The sequence below is a fragment of the Amycolatopsis sp. NPDC003865 genome (assembly GCF_053605345.1).
Genome location: NZ_JBSGJA010000001.1, coordinates 825,494 through 844,978, shown reverse-complemented (window position 1 = coordinate 844,978; position 19,485 = coordinate 825,494). Strand labels below are relative to the sequence as shown.

Annotated in this window: 12 protein-coding genes; 3 read left to right on the top strand and 9 right to left on the bottom strand. The window is 71.0% G+C overall.

Annotation, left to right across the window (positions count from 1 at the left end):
* Window positions 1–335: 335 nt before the first annotated feature.
* The 3 genes from ACWEVP_RS03690 to ACWEVP_RS03680 are packed head-to-tail and all read left to right on the top strand — an operon-like array spanning window position 336 to window position 3,735.
* On the top strand, window positions 336–1,958 hold the full coding sequence (locus ACWEVP_RS03690; protein WP_452061082.1) for a GMC oxidoreductase: 1,623 nt from the start codon (window positions 336–338) through the stop codon (window positions 1,956–1,958).
* A 35-nt stretch (window positions 1,959–1,993) separates the two neighbouring features.
* Window positions 1,994–2,920, top strand: a complete 927-nt coding sequence (locus tag ACWEVP_RS03685) for an ATP-binding cassette domain-containing protein (RefSeq protein ID WP_452061081.1) — start codon at window positions 1,994–1,996, stop codon at window positions 2,918–2,920.
* Window positions 2,917–3,735, top strand: a complete 819-nt coding sequence (locus ACWEVP_RS03680; RefSeq protein ID WP_452061080.1) for an ABC transporter permease — start codon at window positions 2,917–2,919, stop codon at window positions 3,733–3,735. The genes ACWEVP_RS03685 and ACWEVP_RS03680 overlap by 4 nt, the downstream gene beginning before the upstream one ends.
* Here the strand turns inward: ACWEVP_RS03680 and ACWEVP_RS03675 are convergent.
* The 9 genes from ACWEVP_RS03675 to ACWEVP_RS03635 all read right to left on the bottom strand — a co-directional run bounded on the left by ACWEVP_RS03675 (window position 3,708) and on the right by ACWEVP_RS03635 (window position 19,481).
* Window positions 3,708–4,874 carry a nucleotide disphospho-sugar-binding domain-containing protein gene (locus ACWEVP_RS03675; protein ID WP_452061079.1) on the bottom strand — a complete coding sequence of 389 codons (1,167 nt, stop codon included), beginning with the start codon at window positions 4,872–4,874 and terminating at the stop codon, window positions 3,708–3,710. The two genes, ACWEVP_RS03680 and ACWEVP_RS03675, sit on opposite strands and share 28 nt — an antisense overlap.
* Window positions 4,871–5,689, bottom strand: coding sequence for an alpha/beta fold hydrolase (locus ACWEVP_RS03670; RefSeq protein ID WP_452061078.1), 819 nt, complete (start codon window positions 5,687–5,689; stop codon window positions 4,871–4,873). The genes ACWEVP_RS03675 and ACWEVP_RS03670 overlap by 4 nt, the downstream gene beginning before the upstream one ends.
* Window positions 5,686–6,000, bottom strand: a complete 315-nt coding sequence (locus ACWEVP_RS03665) for a phosphopantetheine-binding protein (protein WP_452061077.1) — start codon at window positions 5,998–6,000, stop codon at window positions 5,686–5,688. Before ACWEVP_RS03665 ends, ACWEVP_RS03670 begins: the two co-directional genes overlap by 4 nt.
* Window positions 6,001–6,016: 16 nt before the next feature.
* Window positions 6,017–8,635, bottom strand: coding sequence for an acyltransferase domain-containing protein (locus ACWEVP_RS03660; RefSeq protein ID WP_452061076.1), 2,619 nt, complete (start codon window positions 8,633–8,635; stop codon window positions 6,017–6,019).
* A gap of 6 nt (window positions 8,636–8,641) precedes the next feature.
* Window positions 8,642–15,271: an SDR family NAD(P)-dependent oxidoreductase gene (locus tag ACWEVP_RS03655; protein WP_452061075.1), complete on the bottom strand. Its 6,630-nt coding sequence runs from the start codon at window positions 15,269–15,271 to the stop codon at window positions 8,642–8,644.
* Window positions 15,272–15,284: 13 nt separating this feature from the next.
* On the bottom strand, window positions 15,285–16,058 hold the full coding sequence (locus ACWEVP_RS03650) for an SDR family oxidoreductase (protein WP_452061312.1): 774 nt from the start codon (window positions 16,056–16,058) through the stop codon (window positions 15,285–15,287).
* 133 nt (window positions 16,059–16,191) lie between these two features.
* The gene (locus ACWEVP_RS03645; RefSeq protein ID WP_452061074.1) at window positions 16,192–17,415 is read right to left on the bottom strand and encodes a PucR family transcriptional regulator; all 1,224 of its coding nucleotides are present in this window, start codon (window positions 17,413–17,415) and stop codon (window positions 16,192–16,194) included.
* Window positions 17,416–17,640: 225 nt separating this feature from the next.
* Window positions 17,641–18,606: a transketolase C-terminal domain-containing protein gene (locus ACWEVP_RS03640; protein ID WP_452061073.1), complete on the bottom strand. Its 966-nt coding sequence runs from the start codon at window positions 18,604–18,606 to the stop codon at window positions 17,641–17,643.
* Window positions 18,603–19,481 (bottom strand): thiamine pyrophosphate-dependent enzyme, encoded by an 879-nt coding sequence (locus tag ACWEVP_RS03635; RefSeq protein ID WP_452061072.1) that lies wholly within the window; start codon window positions 19,479–19,481, stop codon window positions 18,603–18,605. Before ACWEVP_RS03635 ends, ACWEVP_RS03640 begins: the two co-directional genes overlap by 4 nt.
* Window positions 19,482–19,485 lie beyond the last annotated feature (4 nt).

The following is a 19,485-nucleotide window of genomic DNA, read 5'->3' as shown; positions in this document are numbered from 1 at the left end:
CCGCTCGTGGCCGTCACCGGGTGGGGCATCGCCAACCTCCTTGGCGCTGGGACCCCCAGTCAACCGGTCGGCAAAGTTTCAGTCAACCGGTTGATTTAAATATGCCTCGGATGGGTGACGCCGAGCCGGCGTCGACGGTCGGGCTGGACGGTTTTAGCACCAGGTGCTATCGGTTCGAGGCAATTGTTGTTTTCGATTACCATTATCCAAGCATGAGCTGGACGGGTAATGTCAAAGTGTCCTTCTGGCCGGTTATTGGCCCTCGCGAACCATTGTTCACTGTGAAATGACCATGACGCTTGTTCCTCGCAAAGCGGATGACAATGGAGTCAACCATGCCTGAAAACTCCCCGGTCCCCGGAGAAGCGCGCATCAGCCGCCGACACGTGCTCGGTGCGGCGGCGTTGGGTGCGGTGGCCGTCAGCGGTGTGCTGGCCGGCCCGGGCCGGGCCGCCGCGGCGCTCGTCGGCTCCTCCACCACCGTGACCGAGCAGCGAGAGCGCGCGGTCGTCGTCGGCTCGGGATTCGGTGGTGGCGTGTCCGCGCTGCGATTGGCGCAGGCCGGGGTGTCGACCCTCGTTCTCGAACGCGGTCTGCGGTGGCCGACCGGTCCGAACGCCACCACGTTCTGCCGCTTCGCCAACATGGACAACCGGTCCGCCTGGCTCACCGACCACAGTGTCGTCCCCGGCGTCGACAAGACGTGGACGCCGTTCACCGGCGTGATCGAGGCCGTACAGGGTAACGGCATGACCGCCAACTGCGGCGCGGCCGTCGGCGGTGGCTCGCTCATGTACCACGGGATGTCCCTGCAGCCGACCAAGGCGAACTTCGCGAAGTCGATCCCCGCGGCGGCCGGGCTCTACGACGAGCTCAACCTGTGGGCCTATCCCCGGGTCGCGCAGATGCTGGGTATTTCGACCATTCCCGACGACATCCTGAAGACCGATCCGTACAAATCGTCGCGCCTGTTCACCGACGTCGCCGCCAAGTCCGGGCTGAAGACCTTTCGCGTTCCCTTGCCGGTCGACTGGAACTTCGTCCGCGGTGAACTGGACGGGCGTTACGAGCCCACCTACACCACGAGCGACATCGCCTTCGGGGTCAACAACGGCGGCAAGCACTCGATCGACGTCACGTACCTGGCGGCCGCGGAGGCCACGGGCAAGGTCCGCGTGGCACCGCTGCACGTCGTGCGCGACATCGCGATGGACTCGAACAAGCGCTGGGTGCTGGAGGTTGACCGGATCGACACCGCCGGAGCCGTCCAGGAAAAGAAGCGGATCATCGCCGACTCGGTGTTCCTCAACGCCGGTTCACCCGGTACGACCAGGCTGCTCGTGAAGTCGAAGGCGAAGGGGCTCATTCCCGATCTGCCCGACTCCATCGGTACCCAGTGGGGAAACAACGGGGATCGCATCTACGCCTGGATCGGGATGAACGGCGATGCCGGCACCCAGCAGGGCGGCCCCGCCTGTGTCGGTGGGAGCGACCCGGCCAGCCCGATCCCGCTGACGATCATCCACGCCGGCGCACCCGCGTCCCTGGACGGCGTCAAGCTGATGACGGTCGTCGGGTTCGGGGTCGTGCCGGCCGCCGGCACCTGGGCCTACGACGCCACGAAGGACGACGCCGTGCTGACCTGGCCGGTCGCCGCCGACGCCGCGCTGCAGACACTGATCGCGGCGCGCATGGCGGCGCTCGCGCTGGCCGGTGGCGGTCTGATGGTCGACACGAACACCACGGCGCCGTCGACGTGGCACTCGCTGGGCGGTGTTCCGCTGGGATCGGCCGTGGACCTGTACGGCCGGGTGACCGGCCACCAGGGGCTCTACGTCCTGGACGGATCGCGCATCCCGGGCTCGACCGGTGCCTGCAACCCGTCGATGACCATCGCCGCGCTCGCCGAGCACAGCATGTCGAGGATCGTGGCCCAAGACGTCGGGCGGGTGTTCTGAGCGGGCGAGGCGGGGCCGGCGCGTCGCCGCGCATCGTGACCGCGGAGCTCGGCAAGTCCTACGGGCAGGTGCAGGCCCTGGCCGAGGTCAGCTTCGCGGTCGGCCGGGGCCGGATTCTGGGTGTGCTCGGGCACAACGGGGCGGGAAAGACGACGTTGGTCGACATCCTGTCCACCCGCGTGCGGGCCGACACCGGAACCGCGAGGGTCTGCGGCTGGGACGTCGAACGAGGTGGCGCGCAGGTGCGCCGCCGCATCGGGGTGGCCACGCAGTTCGCCGCGCTCGACGAGAACCTCTCGGGTGAGCAGAACCTCGTGCTCCTCGCCCGGCTGCTCGGCGCGACGGCCAAACAGGCCCGCGAACGAACAGCCGAGCTGCTCGCGGCCTTCGACCTGACCGAAGCGGCGGGACGCAGGGTCCGAACCTATTCCGGCGGGATGCGGCGGCGGACCGATCTGGCGGCCTGCCTGCTGGGGCGTCCGGAGGTCCTGTTCCTCGACGAACCGAGCACCGGGCTCGATCCGGTCGCCTGCCGGCAGCTGTGGGACACGCTGAAACACCTGGCGGGCACCGGGATCACGGTGGTGCTGACCACGCAGTACCTGGCCGAAGCCGAAGCACTGGCCGACGACGTGCTCGTGCTCGCGGGTGGCCGGGTCGTCGCCGCGGACACGCCCGCCGCGCTCAAACGCCGGCTGGGCAGCCAGCTGCTGACCCTCTCTTTTCCGGGCCAGTGGCACCGCGATCAGGCGATCCGCCGCTTGCACGGCCTCGGGATGCCCGGAGTAGTCGATCCCCGGTCCGGGGCCGTCGTGCTGCCGGTGCACGATGGACGTGACGTGGTGGCCGCGGTGCGCGCACTCGACTCCGTGCAGCTTCCGGTGACGCAAGTGCGCGTGACCGAGCCGACCTTGGAGGACGTCTACCTCGCTCTCCACGGCGCAGGACAGGCACGCCGGTGACCGCGCGGGTGAGCCTGCCGGCCCCCACGGCCACGGCCTGGGAGAGCAGCTCGTTCGGCTACCAGGTACGGGTGCTGACCGGTCGCTACGTGCGCGCCACGCTCGGAGACCCGAAGCTGTTGTTCTTGGGCCTGCTGCAGCCGGTGGTGCTGTTCCTGCTGTTCAGTCAGGTCTTCGCCGGGGTAGGGGCCATTCCCGGGGTGGCCGCGTTCGCCGGTTACCTCAACTTCCTGTTGCCGGCGACGATGGTCAACATCGCTCTGACCACGGCCATGGGTGCGGGATTCGGCCTGCTCAGCGATACCTACACCGGGTTCGCCGGACGGTTGCAAACCATGCCGGTGGCGAGGATGTCGCTGCTCACGGCCCGGACCCTGGCAGACGCGATCCGGCTGGCGCTGCAGCTGGTCGTGATCTTGGTGATCGCGTGGCTGGCGCTCGGGTTCCGTCCGGTGAACGCCGGAGGACTCGCCGCGGCCGCGCTGTTCACGGTCGTCGTCGGCTGGTCCCTCTGCTGGGTCTTCCTGGCGATCGCGGTGTGGCGCCCGCGGCTGGAGGCCATGCAGGCGGTCACGTTCGTCGTGATGTTCCCGCTCATGTTCAGCTCGAGCGCTTACATGCCGGTCGAGACTATGCCCGGGTGGTTGCGGGTGCTGTCGAAGGTCAACCCGGTGACCTATTCCGTCGACACGACCCGGGCACTGGCCCTCGGCACTCCAGCGGGCCCCGCGCCGTTGATCGCCGCCGTGCTGGCGGCGATCTTCGCCGGCGTGGGCGCGTGGACGGCTTACGCGCGGGTCTCGCGGGAGCGGTGAACTCCGGCCGCGAGATTCTCCAGCGCGGTGGCGGCGGCCGGTGCTCCGCCCGCGGCGGCGAACGAATCCCGGACCTTCCCGGCCGCCGTGGTGAACGCGGGGTCGCCGAGCACCCGGTCGAGGGCAGCTCCGATGTGCTCGGCCCGGCTGTGGCCGAACCGGAGCCGGGCGCCTGCTCCGGTCGCGGCGACCTGCTGGGCGATGATCGGCTGGTCGTCGCGGATGGGGGCGACGACCAACGGCACCCCGTACGCGAGGCTCTCGCAGACGGTGTTGTGGCCGCCATGGCAGACGACCGCGGACACGTGCGGCAGCAGCTCCGGTACAGGTAGCCAGGGAGCCCGGACGAAATCGCCGGGCTCGTCCCGCAGGTGGTCGCCGGGGTCGGCGAACACGGCCTGTAGACCGGGCCGCTCCCGCAGCGCCGTGGCGCATTCGCGCAGGAAGCCACCGGTGACCTCGGTGTTGGCCGTGCCCATGGTCACGAGCACGGTGGTTCGTCCGGGCGCGAGCCGTGCCCACGGGAAGTCGGCACGGTCGCCCGAAGCGTGGCGCACCGGCCCGACGAACTGCGCCGGGGCGGCCGTCGGGCCGGCGAGGACAGCGGTCGTGAACGCGATGACCAGGTGCGGGGAGAACCGCGGATCGACGCCGGACGGCACACCGTGCCGCCGGCACAGGTCGGCGAGCCGGGCGGCCAGCCAGTCCCGCACCTTCGGCGTCACCGCGAGGGGGTCGGTCAGCTCGGCCGACGTCGACGCTGACGTCACCCACAACAGCCCCGCCCGCTCGGCGGCCAAGGCGCCCGCGAAGGCCTGCTGATCGGCGAGAACGACGTCAGGGGACACGCGCTGCACCGCCTCGCGCACATCCGGCGCCATCGCGTCGGCCAGCGGCAGCAGGATCTCGTCCCACAGGTGTTTCAGCGCCGCGTAGCCACGGAGCTGGGGTGGCCGGGTGACGTCCGCGGAGCGCGCGCACGCGTGAACCGGCCAGTAGCCCGCCAAGGAACTGTTCAGGGCGGTCTCGTCCCCGGCCCAGGCGATCTCGTGGCCGCGGGCCCGCAGTTCTTCGGCGACCGGGACGAGCGGATTGATGTGACCGGTGAAGGGCGGCACGACGACCAGGAACCGGCTCACGGCCGGTCCCCGGCCGCGGTCAGTGCCCGGTGGTGCCGGGCGATCCAGTCCAGGATGACCGGCCGGATTTCGTGGTGGCGCTTGACGAGCACGGAATGATCTTGGCCTTCGACGATGTGGGTGCGACAGTTCGGCAGCAGCCGTTGCAGGCCGTGGAGGTCTTCGCTCTGGAACCCTTCGCTGCCCACGACGGAGAGCACCGGATGGAGAAGAGAAGCCAGTGTGGCCTCGTCGAAGAACGGTCCGCTGGGTACGTCTTCGACGATGGTGGTCGCGCGAATGATCTTCACCGCGGCCCGGGTCAGCCTCGCTTGGTGCGCGCCGAAGGTGTCTTCCACCCAGGCCAGGTAGCGTTCGGTGGCCATGCCGTCGACGACGCCGCTGAGGGTCCGCGCCATCTTCTCCGACCACGCCCCGGTCGGCGGTTCCCCTTCGATGGCCACGATGCTGCGGACGCGCTCGGGATACTGGTGCGCGAAGTCGAAGGCCACCGTCGCACCGAAGCTGTTGCCCACCAAGTGCACCGGTCCGGAGATGCCCAGCCCGTCGAGCAGGACCAGCAGGTCGGCGGAGAAGTCGCGGACGAGGTAACCCGTCGCGGGCCGGTCGGTCCGGCCATGAGCCCGCAGGTCGTAGGTGAGCACGTCGACACCCGCGGCGGCCATCGGCGGCGCGAGGGTCAGGTAGAAGCTGGCCAGGCTGTCGTAGCCCAGGCCGTGGACGAACACCGCTTGCGGCACGGGTCCGGACTCGGGGTTCTTCGCGTGCAGGCGCTGGTAGTGGGTGCGGACCCCGTTGGTGACGAGGTAGCTCACGCGGTCAGGCCTGCCTTTTCCGAGAGGGCCGAGTGCACGTAGTCGGCGAGCAGACCGAGCCTCAGCCCGATCACGTCGTCGATCTCCAGGCCGGCGAGGAACTCGGCCAGGTTGACCCGGTCGCCGTAGCGCTCGGCGAGCATCCCGCCGAGAGTCACCAGATCGATGCTCTCCAACCCGAGGTCGTCGTGGAAGAGGGTGGCCGGGGTGACGTCGGTGCCGTCGAAGCCGTACTGGTCGAGCAGGTCGGTCACCATCGACCGGATCACCTCGAACACGGCTTGGGCGGTGGGGTCGGCGGGGTAGCTCATCGTGTTTCTCCTGAGATCAGTGGGAAAGGACGTGGTAACCGGGGGAGCCTGCGCCGGCGGTGATCGCAGTGCCACCGGCCGGGGCCGGTCCTTCGGCGATTTCGATCGGGTTCGGTGTGGATCCGGCCGGTCGGACGCGCGCGACCGCGGCGGCACCCAGCCGGGCGACGGCGATGTCGAGGTCGGGAACTTCGAGCCCGTGCCGGCCGGTGACCCGGCACCGCCCGGACGGGTCTTGGTGCACGCGGAGTTCGGCCGGGTGGACGGGGCCGGCGCCGTCGTCCCAGAGCCGGCCGCGGACGGCGTCTTTGACCACGGCGAGCTTGAGAAACCAGGCCCGCTGCTCGATCGGGGGCAGTCGCTCGTACTCGGCGTACTCCTCGGCGCTGGTGTAGCGGCGGAGGTAGAAGTCGCGTGAGGACAGGGTCCGCCAGCGTTCGGTGATCGACCACAGCCCGTCGGTGCGGCGTTCGGACAGGGTCGCGGTGCCGGGTTCGCGGTGGACCAGTCCGGTGCGCTCGTCACCGTCGAACCGCCGGTCGACCCAGCCTCGGACGGAGACGATCGGAACTCCCTCCCGGCGGAGCTGCCCGTCCATGGTCACCGTGTCCGAGTCCAATCCGGTGACCCGGACGAAGCAATCCACGGTGGAGCCGGGGGCAGGTTCCGGTGCGTGCCATTCGATACGGGTGATGCGCGCGGGGAGCGCGATGTAGCGGTCCGGCACGGTTTCCACCAGCCACTGCCCGAGGTACTGGCCGAGGTTGTCCAGGAGCGCACCGGGTGCGGGGGGCACGGTGATCACTCCGCGCATGCTCCGGTCGGAGACCGCGATCGATCGGGTCATTCCCTGGAACGCCGGGCCGTGGAACAACCAGCCCTGCTCGTACAGGTCGCGAGCGGCCAGCTTCGGGGACCGCTCGCCCGGTTCGGGGGCCCACGACGGGGGCGCCGGCGGCCGGGTGTGAGCCAGTTCGATCGTGCCTTCGGCGTGTTCACCCAGGCGGACGTGGGCACGGCCGGGGCCGCTGGGCTGGACGGTGACCGGAACCCTTCTCGGCGGAAACGCCGGAAGCCAGCGGTGGAAGGTGAGGTCTTCGGCCGCGACAGCGGTCAGGCCAGGATAGGCGCGTTCGGCGGCTTCGAGCATGTGCGTGACCATCGTGGTGGCCGGGACCAGGGGGCGCAGGTCTTCGACGTCGGGCCAGCCGGGGCGCTGCCGCATCAGGCAGTGGTCGAGCAGGTACGGCATTGCCGCGAGGGAGACGTCCAAGGATTCGGCCGGACCGGCGGCGCGCAGGACAGCGGCGACGGAGGTCGCTGTGTCATCGAGGAAGCGGGCCATCTCGTCGGCCAGGGGAGTTCCCAGCGCCGCGAGGCCGGTGACCCCGGCCGGCGCGGGGAGGTGCGGTTTCGCGGCGCCGGGTGACTGCGACGCGGCGACCGGCGTCGGCCGTGACACCGCGGGTGCGGGCCGATCGAGCGCGCTGAAGTCCGGATCGGCGCCTTCGGTCCACAGCGCGACAGCGCACCGGCGCAGCTGGTCGAGACCCGCACGATGCGGGGAGTTCGCAGCCAGCACGAGGAACTCCGCCCCCGCGAGATCGTGGCGCAGCGTGTCGTCGATCAACGAGCCGAGTTGCCCCGGCCCGGCCTGCACGAACGCCCGCACTCCGTCGGTGTACAGGGCGCGCACGACCTGGCGGAACCGGACACGCTCGACCAGGTGGCGCAGGCACAGAGCACGTGCGGCGTCGGGTTCGTCCGGGAACGGGGCGGCCGTGGTGGCCGACCAGACCGGGGTGGTGGCCTGGCGCATCCGGAGTGCGGGCAGCCCGTCCCGGAAGTAGCGGAGATAGGGCTCGAGCATGGGGGTGTGGAAGCCCGACCGGAACGGCAGGGGGCGACAAATCACCTTTTGGGCTCGCAGGGCCGCGGTGACCTCGCTCAGGGCCGCGGCCGGTCCACACACGACGGTCTGGTTCGTCGAGTTCTCGTGCGAGATCACCACGTCGGGCCGGTCGGCGATCGCCGCCTCGGCGCGGGTCGCGTCGCAGCCGAGGACAGCGAACTCGACACCGGGTACGCGCAGGGCGTCGAGGTCGGCAGTGTCGACGAGAGCATCGAACTCGGCCCCCGACACGATGCCGCCGGTGATCATCGCCGTCCATTCGCCGACACTGTGCCCGGCCACCGCGTCGGGTCGCACCGCGAGGCGGCGCAGGGCCGTGTCGAGCAACCGGCCCACTGCCATGACGGCCGCACCGTGGCGACCGAGTGTCTTCGCCGACAGTTCGGGAACCGGCGTTCCCAGGTGCTTGGCCACGTCGGCGACCTGGGGCTCGAATTCGCCTTCGAGCCCGGGGAAGATGAACGCGGTGCGTCCGCTGCCGGCCAGCAGCGGGGCCGGGCTGAACCACAGGTCGCTGCGCCGGCGGACCGGCGTTCCTCGGGCGATCAGCCGCCGGGCGGTGGCAAGCAGATCCGGAGTGGGATCGACGAGGCCCAGCCGCGGCCCCGGTCCGCGGTAGGTCGCGTTCCGCGGCTCGCGGGAGTCGAGCGCGGTCAAGATGCCGTCGAGGTCGGGCGCGGCGAGCAACAGTACGCGGTCGGTCGTGGCTGCCGAAGTTGTCATGCGCGCCTACCAGGCCGACGCTGTGTAGAGGACCGCGGGCGAGAAGCCCCACGCGAGTTCGCGAAACAGCGCCGGGACCGCTGCCTCCGGTGCCAGCAGGCTGATTCCGCGTTCGGCGTAGGACCGGGCCAGTTCGTCACTCACCATGCCGCCGTGCCGTTCACGAGGCGCCCACGGTCCCCAGTGGACGGTCAGAGCGCGGGTACCGCTCCGCTTCGCCCACGCCTCGCCCAGCCCTTCCAGCGCGTCGTTGGCCGCGGCGTAGTCGGCTTGCCCGCGGTTGCCCAGGACGGCCGCGATGCTGCCGAAGAGTACGACCCTCGGCGGCTCGGTCAGTTCCTCGAGGGCGTCGAGCAGGGCCCGGGCGCCGTCGACCTTGGTGCGGTAGACGCGGGAAAACGACTCAGGAGCCTTGTCGGCGACCAGCCGGTCTTCGATCACTCCCGCGGCGAAGACGACCAGGTCGAGGCGTCCGTGCTCGGCGTGGACCTGCTTGACCAGCCGGCTGACCGCGTCGGCATCGGTCACGTCCACCGGGTGGTAGCCGACCGCGCTTCCGTGCCCGCGGATGTCGGACAGCGTTGCTTGTACCTCCCGGCGGGCCAGAATGTCCTTTGCGCGCCGGTCGATCTCCGCCGGTTCGAAGTGGCCGAGACCGGCCACCGCGCTGCGCAGCGCGGTCAGGTCGGTGGCCGTGGCGACGCTGTCCGGTTCGGGTTCGGCGGCGGTGGGAGCCGGGGTACGGCCGGCCAGTTCGATCCGGCACCGGGTGGCGGCGGCGAGCTCCGCGGCGACCCGGGCGGTGATGCCACGGGCGCCTCCGACCAGCAGGATGACGGAGTCCGGGCCGAGCCCCGCCGCGGTCAATTCGGCCGCGCCGTCACCGGCTGGACCGGCACCGGTCGCGGCGAGCCCGCCCAGCGACGTCGGGGTCGTTTTGGGAACCTGCCGTTGCGGCGTGTAGCAGACGACGGGCCCTCCTTCGTGGGTTTGAAGCTCGCCGGTCACCATTTCGGCGATTTCGCCTTCGTCGGGGGCACCGGTGAGCTCGACGAGCCGGGTGAGGACGTCCGGGTACTCCCGGGCGAGGCTCCGGAAGAAACCGCGCAGACCCCAGGCCCGTCCGCTCGGGCCCGCGACCGCCACGCACCAGCGCACCCGAGGAAGCACCGACGCGACGAGCGGGAAGATCTCGGGCAACGCGGGTTCGGCGGTGGTGAGGGCGTGCAAGGAGATCAAGCCGTCCAGTGGCGTGTCGATGGCCACCGGCTCGTCGTCGTCGAGCACGACGGGAATGGCGCCACTGGCGGAGAGGCGGCCCGCCAGCTCGTCGGCCAGCAGCCGGTTTCCGCCTGCGATGGCGATCGTCGTGCCGACGAGGGCAGCCGGGTCGGGCGTGGCCGGAGCGTCCACGAGGTCTTCGACGAACCGGCGCGGCTCGTCGCCCGTGACCTGCGGTGGGGTGTCGGCCGGCGGTTCGGGTGCGGGAGCGGTCGTGGTTCCGCCGAGCACCTCGGCCATCGCGCGGGCGGTCCGGCTCCGGACGAGCTCGTCCACCAGGTCGCGGCCATCGCCTACGGCACTGGACAGTTCGCCGGCGATCTCGGTGCGCTTGATGGAGTCGACGGACAGGTCCGCTTCGAGGTCGAGGCCGGGGTCGATCATCTCGGGTGGGTAGCCGGTCCGTCGGGCGATCACCCCGACGACGACGGACAGTGGGTCGGCGGCCGGAGCATCCGGCTCGGCAGGGGTTTCCGGTTCGGGAGCTGCTGCGATCGTGATCGGAGCAGTGACGACGACCGGTGCTGTGCTGGGGGACGGGGCAAGGGTGGTCGTGACCGGCGCGCCCAGGTAGCCGAGCATCACGTCGCGCTGCGCGGTGACGAGTTCCCGGCTGGTGCGGAGGAAGTCCGCGACGAGCGCGTCACGACCCTGTGGATCGGGCATGGTGTCCGTCCTCGGTGCTGAGAAGGGATGGATGCGGCGGACCGGGGTCAGCCCGCCGGGGAGCACGGCACCGTCCACGGTGCGGACGCGGTGCCCGTCGACCGTCCACCGCGGACGCTTCGGGGGCTCCGCGAACGTGAGGTCCAGGCCGGGCCGGCCGTGGTGCAGCCAGCCCGCGCGGACGTCTACCCCGGCCGCGGCCAGCCGGGCGAGACCGGTCAGGAATCCCTGCAGGCCGTCGTCGCCGAGACTGACCATGGTGTGGGGCCGGTCGTGCAGGATGCGGCCGACCAAGCCGCCGAGCACGGCACCCGGCCCGGCTTCGACGAAGATCCGGGCGCCATCGGCGTACATCGCCTCGATCTGGTCGGCGAAGCGCACCGGCGCGCCGATCTGTGCCGCCAGCTCGGCCCGGGGAGCGTCCACTTCGTCTGGGTAGGGTGCCGCGGTCCGGTTGGCCCAGACCGGCCGGTGGCGTTCCCGGAAGTCGACGCCGGCCAGGACGTCGCCGAAAGTGCGCCCGGCTTCCGCTACCACCGGACTGTGGAAGGCGCACGCCACCGGGAGCGAGGTGGCCGGCAGAGCCGCTTCACGCAGCACCGCCAGCGCGGTCTCGACCGCGGGGGTGGGGCCGGCGATGACGGTCTGCTCAGGTGAGTTGTGATTGGCGATCACGACACCGTCGAGGCCGTCGAGTACACGCTCGACCTCCGGGGAACCGGCCGACACGGCGGCCATCGCGCCGGGGTCCGCGCCGGCGGCGGCCAGGATGGACTCGGCCCGTGCTGTGCTGAGCGAGACGAGCGCCTCGTGGTCCAGCGCACCCGCCGCGGTGAGCGCGACCAGCTCGCCGTAGCTGTGCCCGGCGAACATGTCGGCGTGCACGCCGGAGCGCACCAGCAGTTCGTGCACAGCCAGCCCCGCCACGCCAAGCGCCGGCTGGGCGCACCGGGTGTCGCGCAGCCGGTCGCGCTGGGCGCGGTTCTGGTCCGGGCTGAACGCGGCCGGGGGGAACACGTGGTCGAGAACGGGGCCGCCCAGCCAGGCGATCCGGCGCAGGTCGGGAAACGTCACGAACAGTTCGGACAGCATGCCCGGCCGCTGGCTGCCCTGGCCGGGGAACAGCACCGCGACCTTGCCCGCCGCCGCGTCGTCACCGACGAAGACCTCGGGCGGGGTTTCCCCCGCGGTCAGCGCTTCGACGATCCTGGCCAGCTCGTCGAGAGTCGTAGCCACGAACGCGTACTTGACCCCGAAATGCTCGCGCGCGCTCCACACCGACACTGTCTTGGCGAAGTCGCGCAGCGCCCACGGGCGGCCGTTGGTGTCGTTGGCGGTCAGCAGGGTGCGCAGCCGCTGCAGCTGGCGGACGGCCGAGGCGTGGTCGATGCTGCGGACCAGGAACAGCTCGGCGGGCCAGGCAGTCCGGCCGTGCCGGTTCAGGTCGGCGGTGCCGTGCCCGGCGAGCACCAGGTGGAAGTTCGTGCCGCCGAAACCGAAGGCGCTCACCCCGGCAATCCGGTTCGCCGCCGGGGCGAGCCAGGGCGCGGGCCGGGTGCGGAAGGCGAAGGGGCTGTCCGGTGTCCAGGCCGCGTTGGGCGTCTCGATCCTGGTCGGCGGCAGCACACCGGTGTGCACGGCCAGCGCGGCCTTGATCAGTCCCGCCATCCCGGCCGCGCACTTGGTGTGCCCGATCTGCGACTTGACCGAACCGAGCACACACCCACCCGGCATCGCCCCGGCTTCGCGGTAGAGCGCGGTGATCGTCGTCAGCTCTGTGCGGTCGCCGACCACCGTGCCCGTGCCGTGCGCTTCCACCAGCCCGACTTCGGCCGGGGACACGCCGGCGGCGCGGTAGGCCCGTTCCAGTGCCCGCCGTTGTCCTTCAGCTCGTGGGGCCGTGAGCCCCAGGGCCCGGCCGTCGCTGCCGCTGCCGACGCCCTTGATGACGGCGTATACGCGGTCACCGTCGCGTTCGGCGTCGGCCAGTCGTTTGAGCACGAGGCAGGCAACGCCCTCGCCGAGGGCGATTCCGTCGCCTTCGGCGTCGAAGGTCCGGCATCGCCCGCGCGGCGACAACGCACCGACCGAGGCGAACATGAGGAAGTCCTCGATCGAGTTGTGCAGGTCCGCGCCGCCGCACAGCACGACGTCGCTGCTGCCGGCGAGCAGTTCCTTGCACGCCGCGTCGACCGCCGCCAACGACGAACCGCAGGCCGCGTCCACCGTGAAGTTCGCGCCGCCGAGATTCAGGCGGTTGGCGATCCGGCCCGCGATGACGTTGACGAGCTTGCCGGGGAAAGTGTCCTCGGTCAGCCTCGGGAGTTGCTCGTCCAGTTCCGGGGGCAGGTCGTCGAGGTAGGTCCGCAGCATGATGCGCAGGGTGTTGGCGCGGGAGAGGTCACTGCCGGCCTCGGTGCCGAAGATGACGCTGGTGCGGTCGCGGTCGAACGGCTTGTCTTCGTAACCGGCGTCACGCAGGGCCCGCTGGGCGGCTTCGAGGGCGAGCAGCTGCACGGGCTCGATCGAGGCGAGCGCGGTCGGCGGAATCCCGTAGCGAAGCGCATCGAAGGGGATCCGCGGAAGAAAACCGCCCCACTTGGAGTACGTGTGGTCGTCGGTGCCCTTCTCCTCGGCATAGAACCGGTCCGCATCCCACCGGTCGGCAGGCACCTCGGTGATCGCGTCGGCCCCCGAGAGGATGTTCGCCCAGAACTCCGGCAGTTCGGCCGCGCCGGGGAACATCGCCGAAATGCCGACGATCGCGACGTCGAGCGGCCTCACCGCCGTGGGGCGATCGGGTTTCTCCGGAGGCGCGGCGTGCGCGGCGAGGAACTCGGCCGCGCCGGTGGTGACTTCCGCGTGGAGGGTCGCGAGGGTGGTGGTGGCCGACCGCAGGACCGCCACCTGCCCCGCCATGTACAGACCCTCCGCGTGCTGGCCCGCCTCGTCGACATCGGCCAATTCGCTGCCGACGCGGCGGATTCCCTTGCTCGCGATGCGCAGGCGGCCGACGTTGAGCTCTTCGAGGCGTTGCCACACCTCGCGGTCGTCGGTGCCCTGGCGCCGTAGTTGGCGGCGCAGCGAGCCGAACTCTTCGGTGAACGGGCTGGGCAGGCACCGGGTGACGTGCCCGGGTGCCGTCTCCAGCAGGACGGTCCGCTCGGCGGTGACGGCTCGCTCCCGGAACAGGGGCCGCACCGCGCCGTGCGCAACGGCTTCGTCGGTGAACAGATAGGCCGTGCCCATCAGGAGCCCTGCCGCGGCGCCCAGTTCGGTCAGCGGGGCGGTCGCAGCGGCGACCATGGCCGAGGAACGTGCGTCGTGGATTCCGCCGGCGAAGAGGATCTGCAGTTCGTGGGCCGCACCACCTGCCGCCGCGAAGTCGAGCAGGACGTCGATGACCGCCTGCCACAAGCAGAAGCTGGTCCGAGGACCGACGTGCCCGCCGCACTCCGAGCCTTCGAAGACGAACTTGCGCGCGCCGGCGGCCAGGAACTGCTGGAGCAGGGCGGGCGAGGGGACGTGGAGGAACGTGGCGATCCCGGCGCTCTCCAAGGCCGCGGCCTGATCGGGGCGGCCACCGGCGATCAGGGCGACGGACGGGCGGAACTCCCGGATGGCCTTCAGCTGCCCGGCTCGCACCTCTTCCGCCGCGAAGCCCAGGACACCGACGCCCCAGGGGCGGTCGCCCAAGCGGTCGCTGGTCTCCTCGAGCATCGCTGCCGTCTGCTCGGCCGAGGACAGGGCAAGGGCCAGGAAGGGCAGGGCACCTGCGTCGGCGACGGCACGGGCGAAGCCGGCTTGGTCGCTGACTCGCGTCATCGGGCCTTGGGCTACCGGCAGCGTGATGCCCAGCGCCCGGGCGAGCGGCGATCCCGGTGCAATGGCGAGGCATTCGCTGTCCACCGGACGGTGAAAGGCCTGATCCACTGCCCTGATCGCCCGCGCTGTGGTGCCGAAGCGGGCGGCGAATCCGGCCGCGAGGAAGCAGTCCTGCCCCACGGGCAGCCGGCTGTCGTCGCCCAGCGGCAGTGTCCGACGCCCGGTGTGCAGTTCGGTGTTGGTGCCGTCGCTCACGGCGATGTGCGCTTGAGCATGCTCGGGTAAGCCGGACTCTTCGAGCAGCGCGAGCTGGGTGTCCAGGACAACCCCCGCGGCCCCGCCGGCCGCGGCGGCAGCGGCGGTGGCCGGCCCGATGCCGCCACAGGCCAGCACAGGCAGTCGCGTCCCGGCATCGAGGAGGTGCTGCAACAGTACGAACGTGCCGAGTTCGCTGACCCGGCCGCCGGCTTCCGAACCGCGCGCGATCAGGGCCTGTGCACCTTCGGCCCAGGCGACCTCGGCTTCGGCGGCCGACGTGACTTCCACGACGACTGGCCAGTGCGCGGCGGTGTCGGCGACCGGCCAGGGTGCGCCGGCGGCGAGGACGACGACGGCGGGCTCGGCCGCTGCCGCCACGTCGGTAATGGACGCGGCGCAGGCTGCCGTCACGCGGATGCCGAACGGCCGGCCACCTGCCAGCCCGCCGACCCGGTCGAGCTGGTCGAGGGCCGGGCGGTCGCCGTGGCCGAGGTCGAGCACACCCAGGGCTCCCGCCCGGCTCGCCGCAGCGCACAGCACCGCGTCCGGTACCTCGCACGGCGTCACCGCCACGACCGGCCACGGCCAGTCGGTCCTTGCTCCCATGGAAAGCCCTTTCTCAGTCACGGCTCGGCGGTGCGGCGAGGTGTCGCCGGATCCAGGTGTCGGGATCCGCGGCCTTGGCGGCGTGCAGCGCGGCCACCTCGCGGTGCGGGAAGATGAAGAAGGAGTCTTGGGAGAGGCCGGTCACGACGCTTTCGGCGACGTCCGCCGGTTCAAGGATTTCGGCGGAGTCGGCGACCGCGCGGGCTGCCCGGTGGCCGACTCGCAGGCCGTCCATCAGCAAGTCCGTCCGCACTCCGAGCGGGCACAGGGCACGCACCCGGATTCCGAGATGCCCGTAGCTGACCGCCAGCCACTCGGCGAGACTCACCGCGGCGTTCTTCGTCACCGAGTAGGGAGCGTCGCCGGGCAGGCCGAGCAACCCGGCCGCAGACGCGGTGATGACGATCTGTCCGGCCCGGCGCCGGGCCATGCTCGGCAGCACCGCCTGGGCGAGGTGGAGGTGGCCCATGACATTGACCGACCAGGCGCTCTCCCAGACCGGACGCGCCGCGTGAATGCCCATTCCGGTGGCGATACCCGCGTTCGAGCAGAGCAAGTCGACCGGGCCGAATTCGTTTTCGGTGGTCGCGACGAGATCTTCCACCTCGTCTTTCCGGGTCACGTCCGCGGCGACGGCGACGACGGCCGCGCCGGTTGCGCGTAGGGTTTCGGTCACTGCTTTCGCCGCGTCGGCGTCAACGTCCGAAACCACGATGCCACGCGGCTTCTCGGTCACGAACCGGTGGGCGAGTGCGGCTCCGATTCCCCGCGCTCCTCCGGTGACCACGATTGTCTTGCCCGAAAGATTCACAATTTTCCCATGAGGTGACCGCGAACGTCGTTCGGAAATGATCGACGGACTGGAACGGTAAGGTGGTGACAATTCAACTGTCAAGATGTGCGTGATTTTTGTGAATCACTCACTGCGGTGCCGCGGGTGCGTTGTCATCGATTGAGTGGTGTGACCGCTCCGGCCGGGAATCGGGATCGAGCAGCAGGTCCGCGCGCAGCGCCAGCTCGAGCGTCAGCCGGGCGTCCGGGTCCGCCAGCTTGTCGCCGAGCAGTTCCTGCAGCTGGTGGATCCGGTAGCGGAAGGTCTGCGGGTGTACATCCAGGCTGGCGGCGATTTCGCTGTGCGTGCCGCGGCTTTGCAGCCAGGCCAGCAGGGTGGTCGCCATTCGCCGGCGCTGTTTGGGTGTGAGCCCGGCGAACGCGGCGTCGGTGTGCTCGCGCAGCTGGCCGGTCAGGAACGGGTCCACCAGCAGCATCAACGTCGGCAAGTGGTCCTGGCACCAGGCGATCCGGCCGGATGGCCTGCCCTGCAACTGGAGGAGCCCGAGCAGCCGCCGGGCCTGGATCAGGGATCGGTTGACCTCAGCCGGGCTCACCGCGGGCCCGACGGCACCACGGCGCCCGCGCAGCAGGTCCACGATCGGCCGCCGGTGTTCACCGGGATCGGGTAGCAGCACACAGGGGGCGGAGCTTTCGAGGTCGACCAGCGCCTCCCGGCGCGCGAGTACGTCGCGGAGGTCGTCCTTCTCGTCGCGTCGTTCCACGGCGACGACGAGCAGCCGGTCCGGCATCGGCCAGCGCGCGGCCTCGGCCAGCGCGCGGATCCACTCCTGGTCCGCCGGTTCGCCGGAAAGGATCATGCGCACCAGCTGCCGGCGCGCGGCATCCGGGAGGTCCGGTGCGCCGCATTCGCCACGCACGCGGGTCTGGGCCGCGTGGTGGCCGGCGATCGCGACGGTGCTGAGTTCGTCGACCCAGGCGAAGATCGCTTCGGCGATGACGAACAACGACTCGGTGGGGATGCCGATCGAGGGCGCTTGGGCGCTGATGTGCTGCCAGACGACGCGCGCGCCGATCCGTACGGCGGCCTGCAGCGGTTCGGTGGTCCGGCCCTCCATGAACTCGAGCTCGCCGGCCCGGCGGAAGACCGCCCGCCAGGCGCTCCAGTCCGAGACTGACCCGTCGACGGCGTCGAAGCACTGGTGGATGGCGGTTTCGATGGCTCTCGTGAGGGTCTTGCGGATGCGGTTGTCCATGGTGCGGGAGTACGCCCCGACGGCGCGTTGGATCTCTTCCTGCACTTCCTGGACCAGGATGTCGGTCAGCGGTCGCAGTTTCTCGGCGAGCTCCACCGGAATGGTCGACCACAACCGCAGCGCGGGACTGCCATCGTCGGCTGGTGCGGTCGCGGTGTGGCCGGCGGTCGGGTACGAGGATGAACGGACAGGAGGAAGCATGATCGCCCCCCGGCGATGGGGTCGCGGCGACCGACGTATCGGCGTGCGCGACATGCTGAATCGGGTGTGGTTCGGTTCAGGGGTGAACCGCCCGTGGGGACCGCACGAGCTTGCCCGGGATCACCGGGTGGGGACGCGCGAGCGGGAGTAACTGCACACTCTGTGGACCGCGGCGGCGATGTCCACGGGTCTCGGGCCGCCGGGATCCGCGGCCGCCACCTGTTCGACCGGCGCGGCGAGCAAGCCGAGCAGTTCCCGGCCGGCCAGTTCGGCGATGGCGCCGTATCGCGCTTGGGAAGCACCCGATCCGGGGGCGAGGACGAGGCGCCGGGTGCGGGCGACAGATCGCAGGACTGCCTCCGTGTCCAGCGATTCGAGGCCGCGAAGGGGAACGACGTCAACCTCGACGCCCTCCGCCGTGAGGTCGGCGACAGCGTGCATGGCCGCAACGCGCGCGGTGCCGCACGTGACGATGGTGACTTCGGCGACCACGCCCGTTCCGGCGGTCGCGTCGGCGATCGAGGTTCCTTCGGCGGGGTCGGCCCGTGGACCGATCGCGTCGTAGAGCCGGACCGGTTCGAGGACTACACACGGCGCCGGATCGCGGATGGCCGCGAGCAGCAGCTGTTCGGCCTCGGCCGGCGTGCTCGGCTGGACGACCTTCAGGCCGGGAATGCACGCGAACCGGTCCAGCTGAGGGCCGGACCCCGCCTCGGGAACGGGAAGGGGGATGCGGAAGACCGGTGTGGGACAGGGCGCGGCCGGTGGCCGGTCACGGAAGACGGCAAGGTTCGCCAGCTGGTCCACGGCCGCGCCGCTGACCGGGGCAGCGGGCAGTTCGACGATGGGGATCAGGCCTTCGAGGGCGGCGCCGACGGCCGCACCGCACATCGCTGTCACCGAGGCGGGGAGGTCGAGCACACGGTGCGGTCCGTGCGTGGTCGACAAGCCGCGGGTGACGCCGAAGCGGCCGCCGATCGGGTCGGCCAGGTCCTGGCCGAGGAGCAGGACGCGGAAGTCGGCGCCGAGGGCCCGATCGAGGGCTCGGTTGAGCGCGGCGCGTCCGGAGTAGTCGGAGGTGCTCATCGCCGGCCGCCCGGGGTGGTCTGTCCGGTGATCAGCTTCAGCACGTCGGTGAGCCGCTCCACTTCGGACATCGCCTTCGCGGAGATCCGGACGAGCTGTGCCGCGTCCGCGCCGATCTTGGTGAGCCGTTGTTCGTACCGGTGCAGCGGATCGTCGCCGGACGCGTGGCCGTCGGTGAGCCGGAGAGTGACGCACTCGACGAAGGTCGGGCCGCCGCCGTCGCGGGCGCGGGCGATGGCTTCGGACACCGCTCGGCGCACCTTGACCGGGTCGCTGCCGTCCACGGTCAGTCCGGTCATGCCATACCCTTGTGCGCGGGCGGCGATGGGACCGGTTGTCGCGCCGTCGAAGATTTCGTTCCGGCACAGCAGTACCAGGGGCAGCCGGTGGGCCGCCGCCAGGTTGGCGCCTTCGTGGAAGGCGCCGGTGTTCACCGCGCCGTCGCCGAAAGAGACCACCGTGACGCGTCCGCTGGCTGTCGCCTTGGCGGCCAGGGCAGCGCCGGCGGCGACGGGAAGGCCGGCGCCGGGGGCCTCGGCCGAGAAGATCACTCCGTGGGCCCGTGCAATCGGGTCGGCGACCGCGGGGGTCCAGGGGGTGAGCAGCATGCCGATGACGTCGCGCAGCGGCATTCCGCATGCGATCAGCTCGTGCAGGCAGCGTTTCGTCGTGACCAGCCGGTCGCCGGGTGCGAGCGCGGCCACGGTGCCGGCCGCGACGGCCTCCTGACCGCGCACCGGCCGGTAGGCGATCGGGTGGACGGCGGTGTCGAGCCGGCGGAGTACAGCGGTCTCGCACATGCGGGTCTTCACCATCGCCGTGTACATCGCGAGCAGCGTGTCCTGGCTGCTTGCTGGTCTGGTCAGGACGGCCATCCCG

Coding starts and splice junctions, on each gene's coding strand:
- ACWEVP_RS03690 (WP_452061082.1), top strand. CDS start 336: ATGCCTGAAAACTCCCCGGTCCCCGGAGAAGCGCGCATCAGCCGCCGA.
- ACWEVP_RS03665 (WP_452061077.1), bottom strand. CDS start 6,000: ATGAGCTACCCCGCCGACCCCACCGCCCAAGCCGTGTTCGAGGTGATC.
- ACWEVP_RS03660 (WP_452061076.1), bottom strand. CDS start 8,635: ATGACAACTTCGGCAGCCACGACCGACCGCGTACTGTTGCTCGCCGCG.
- ACWEVP_RS03655 (WP_452061075.1), bottom strand. CDS start 15,271: ATGGGAGCAAGGACCGACTGGCCGTGGCCGGTCGTGGCGGTGACGCCG.
- ACWEVP_RS03640 (WP_452061073.1), bottom strand. CDS start 18,606: ATGAGCACCTCCGACTACTCCGGACGCGCCGCGCTCAACCGAGCCCTC.
- ACWEVP_RS03635 (WP_452061072.1), bottom strand. CDS start 19,481: ATGGCCGTCCTGACCAGACCAGCAAGCAGCCAGGACACGCTGCTCGCG.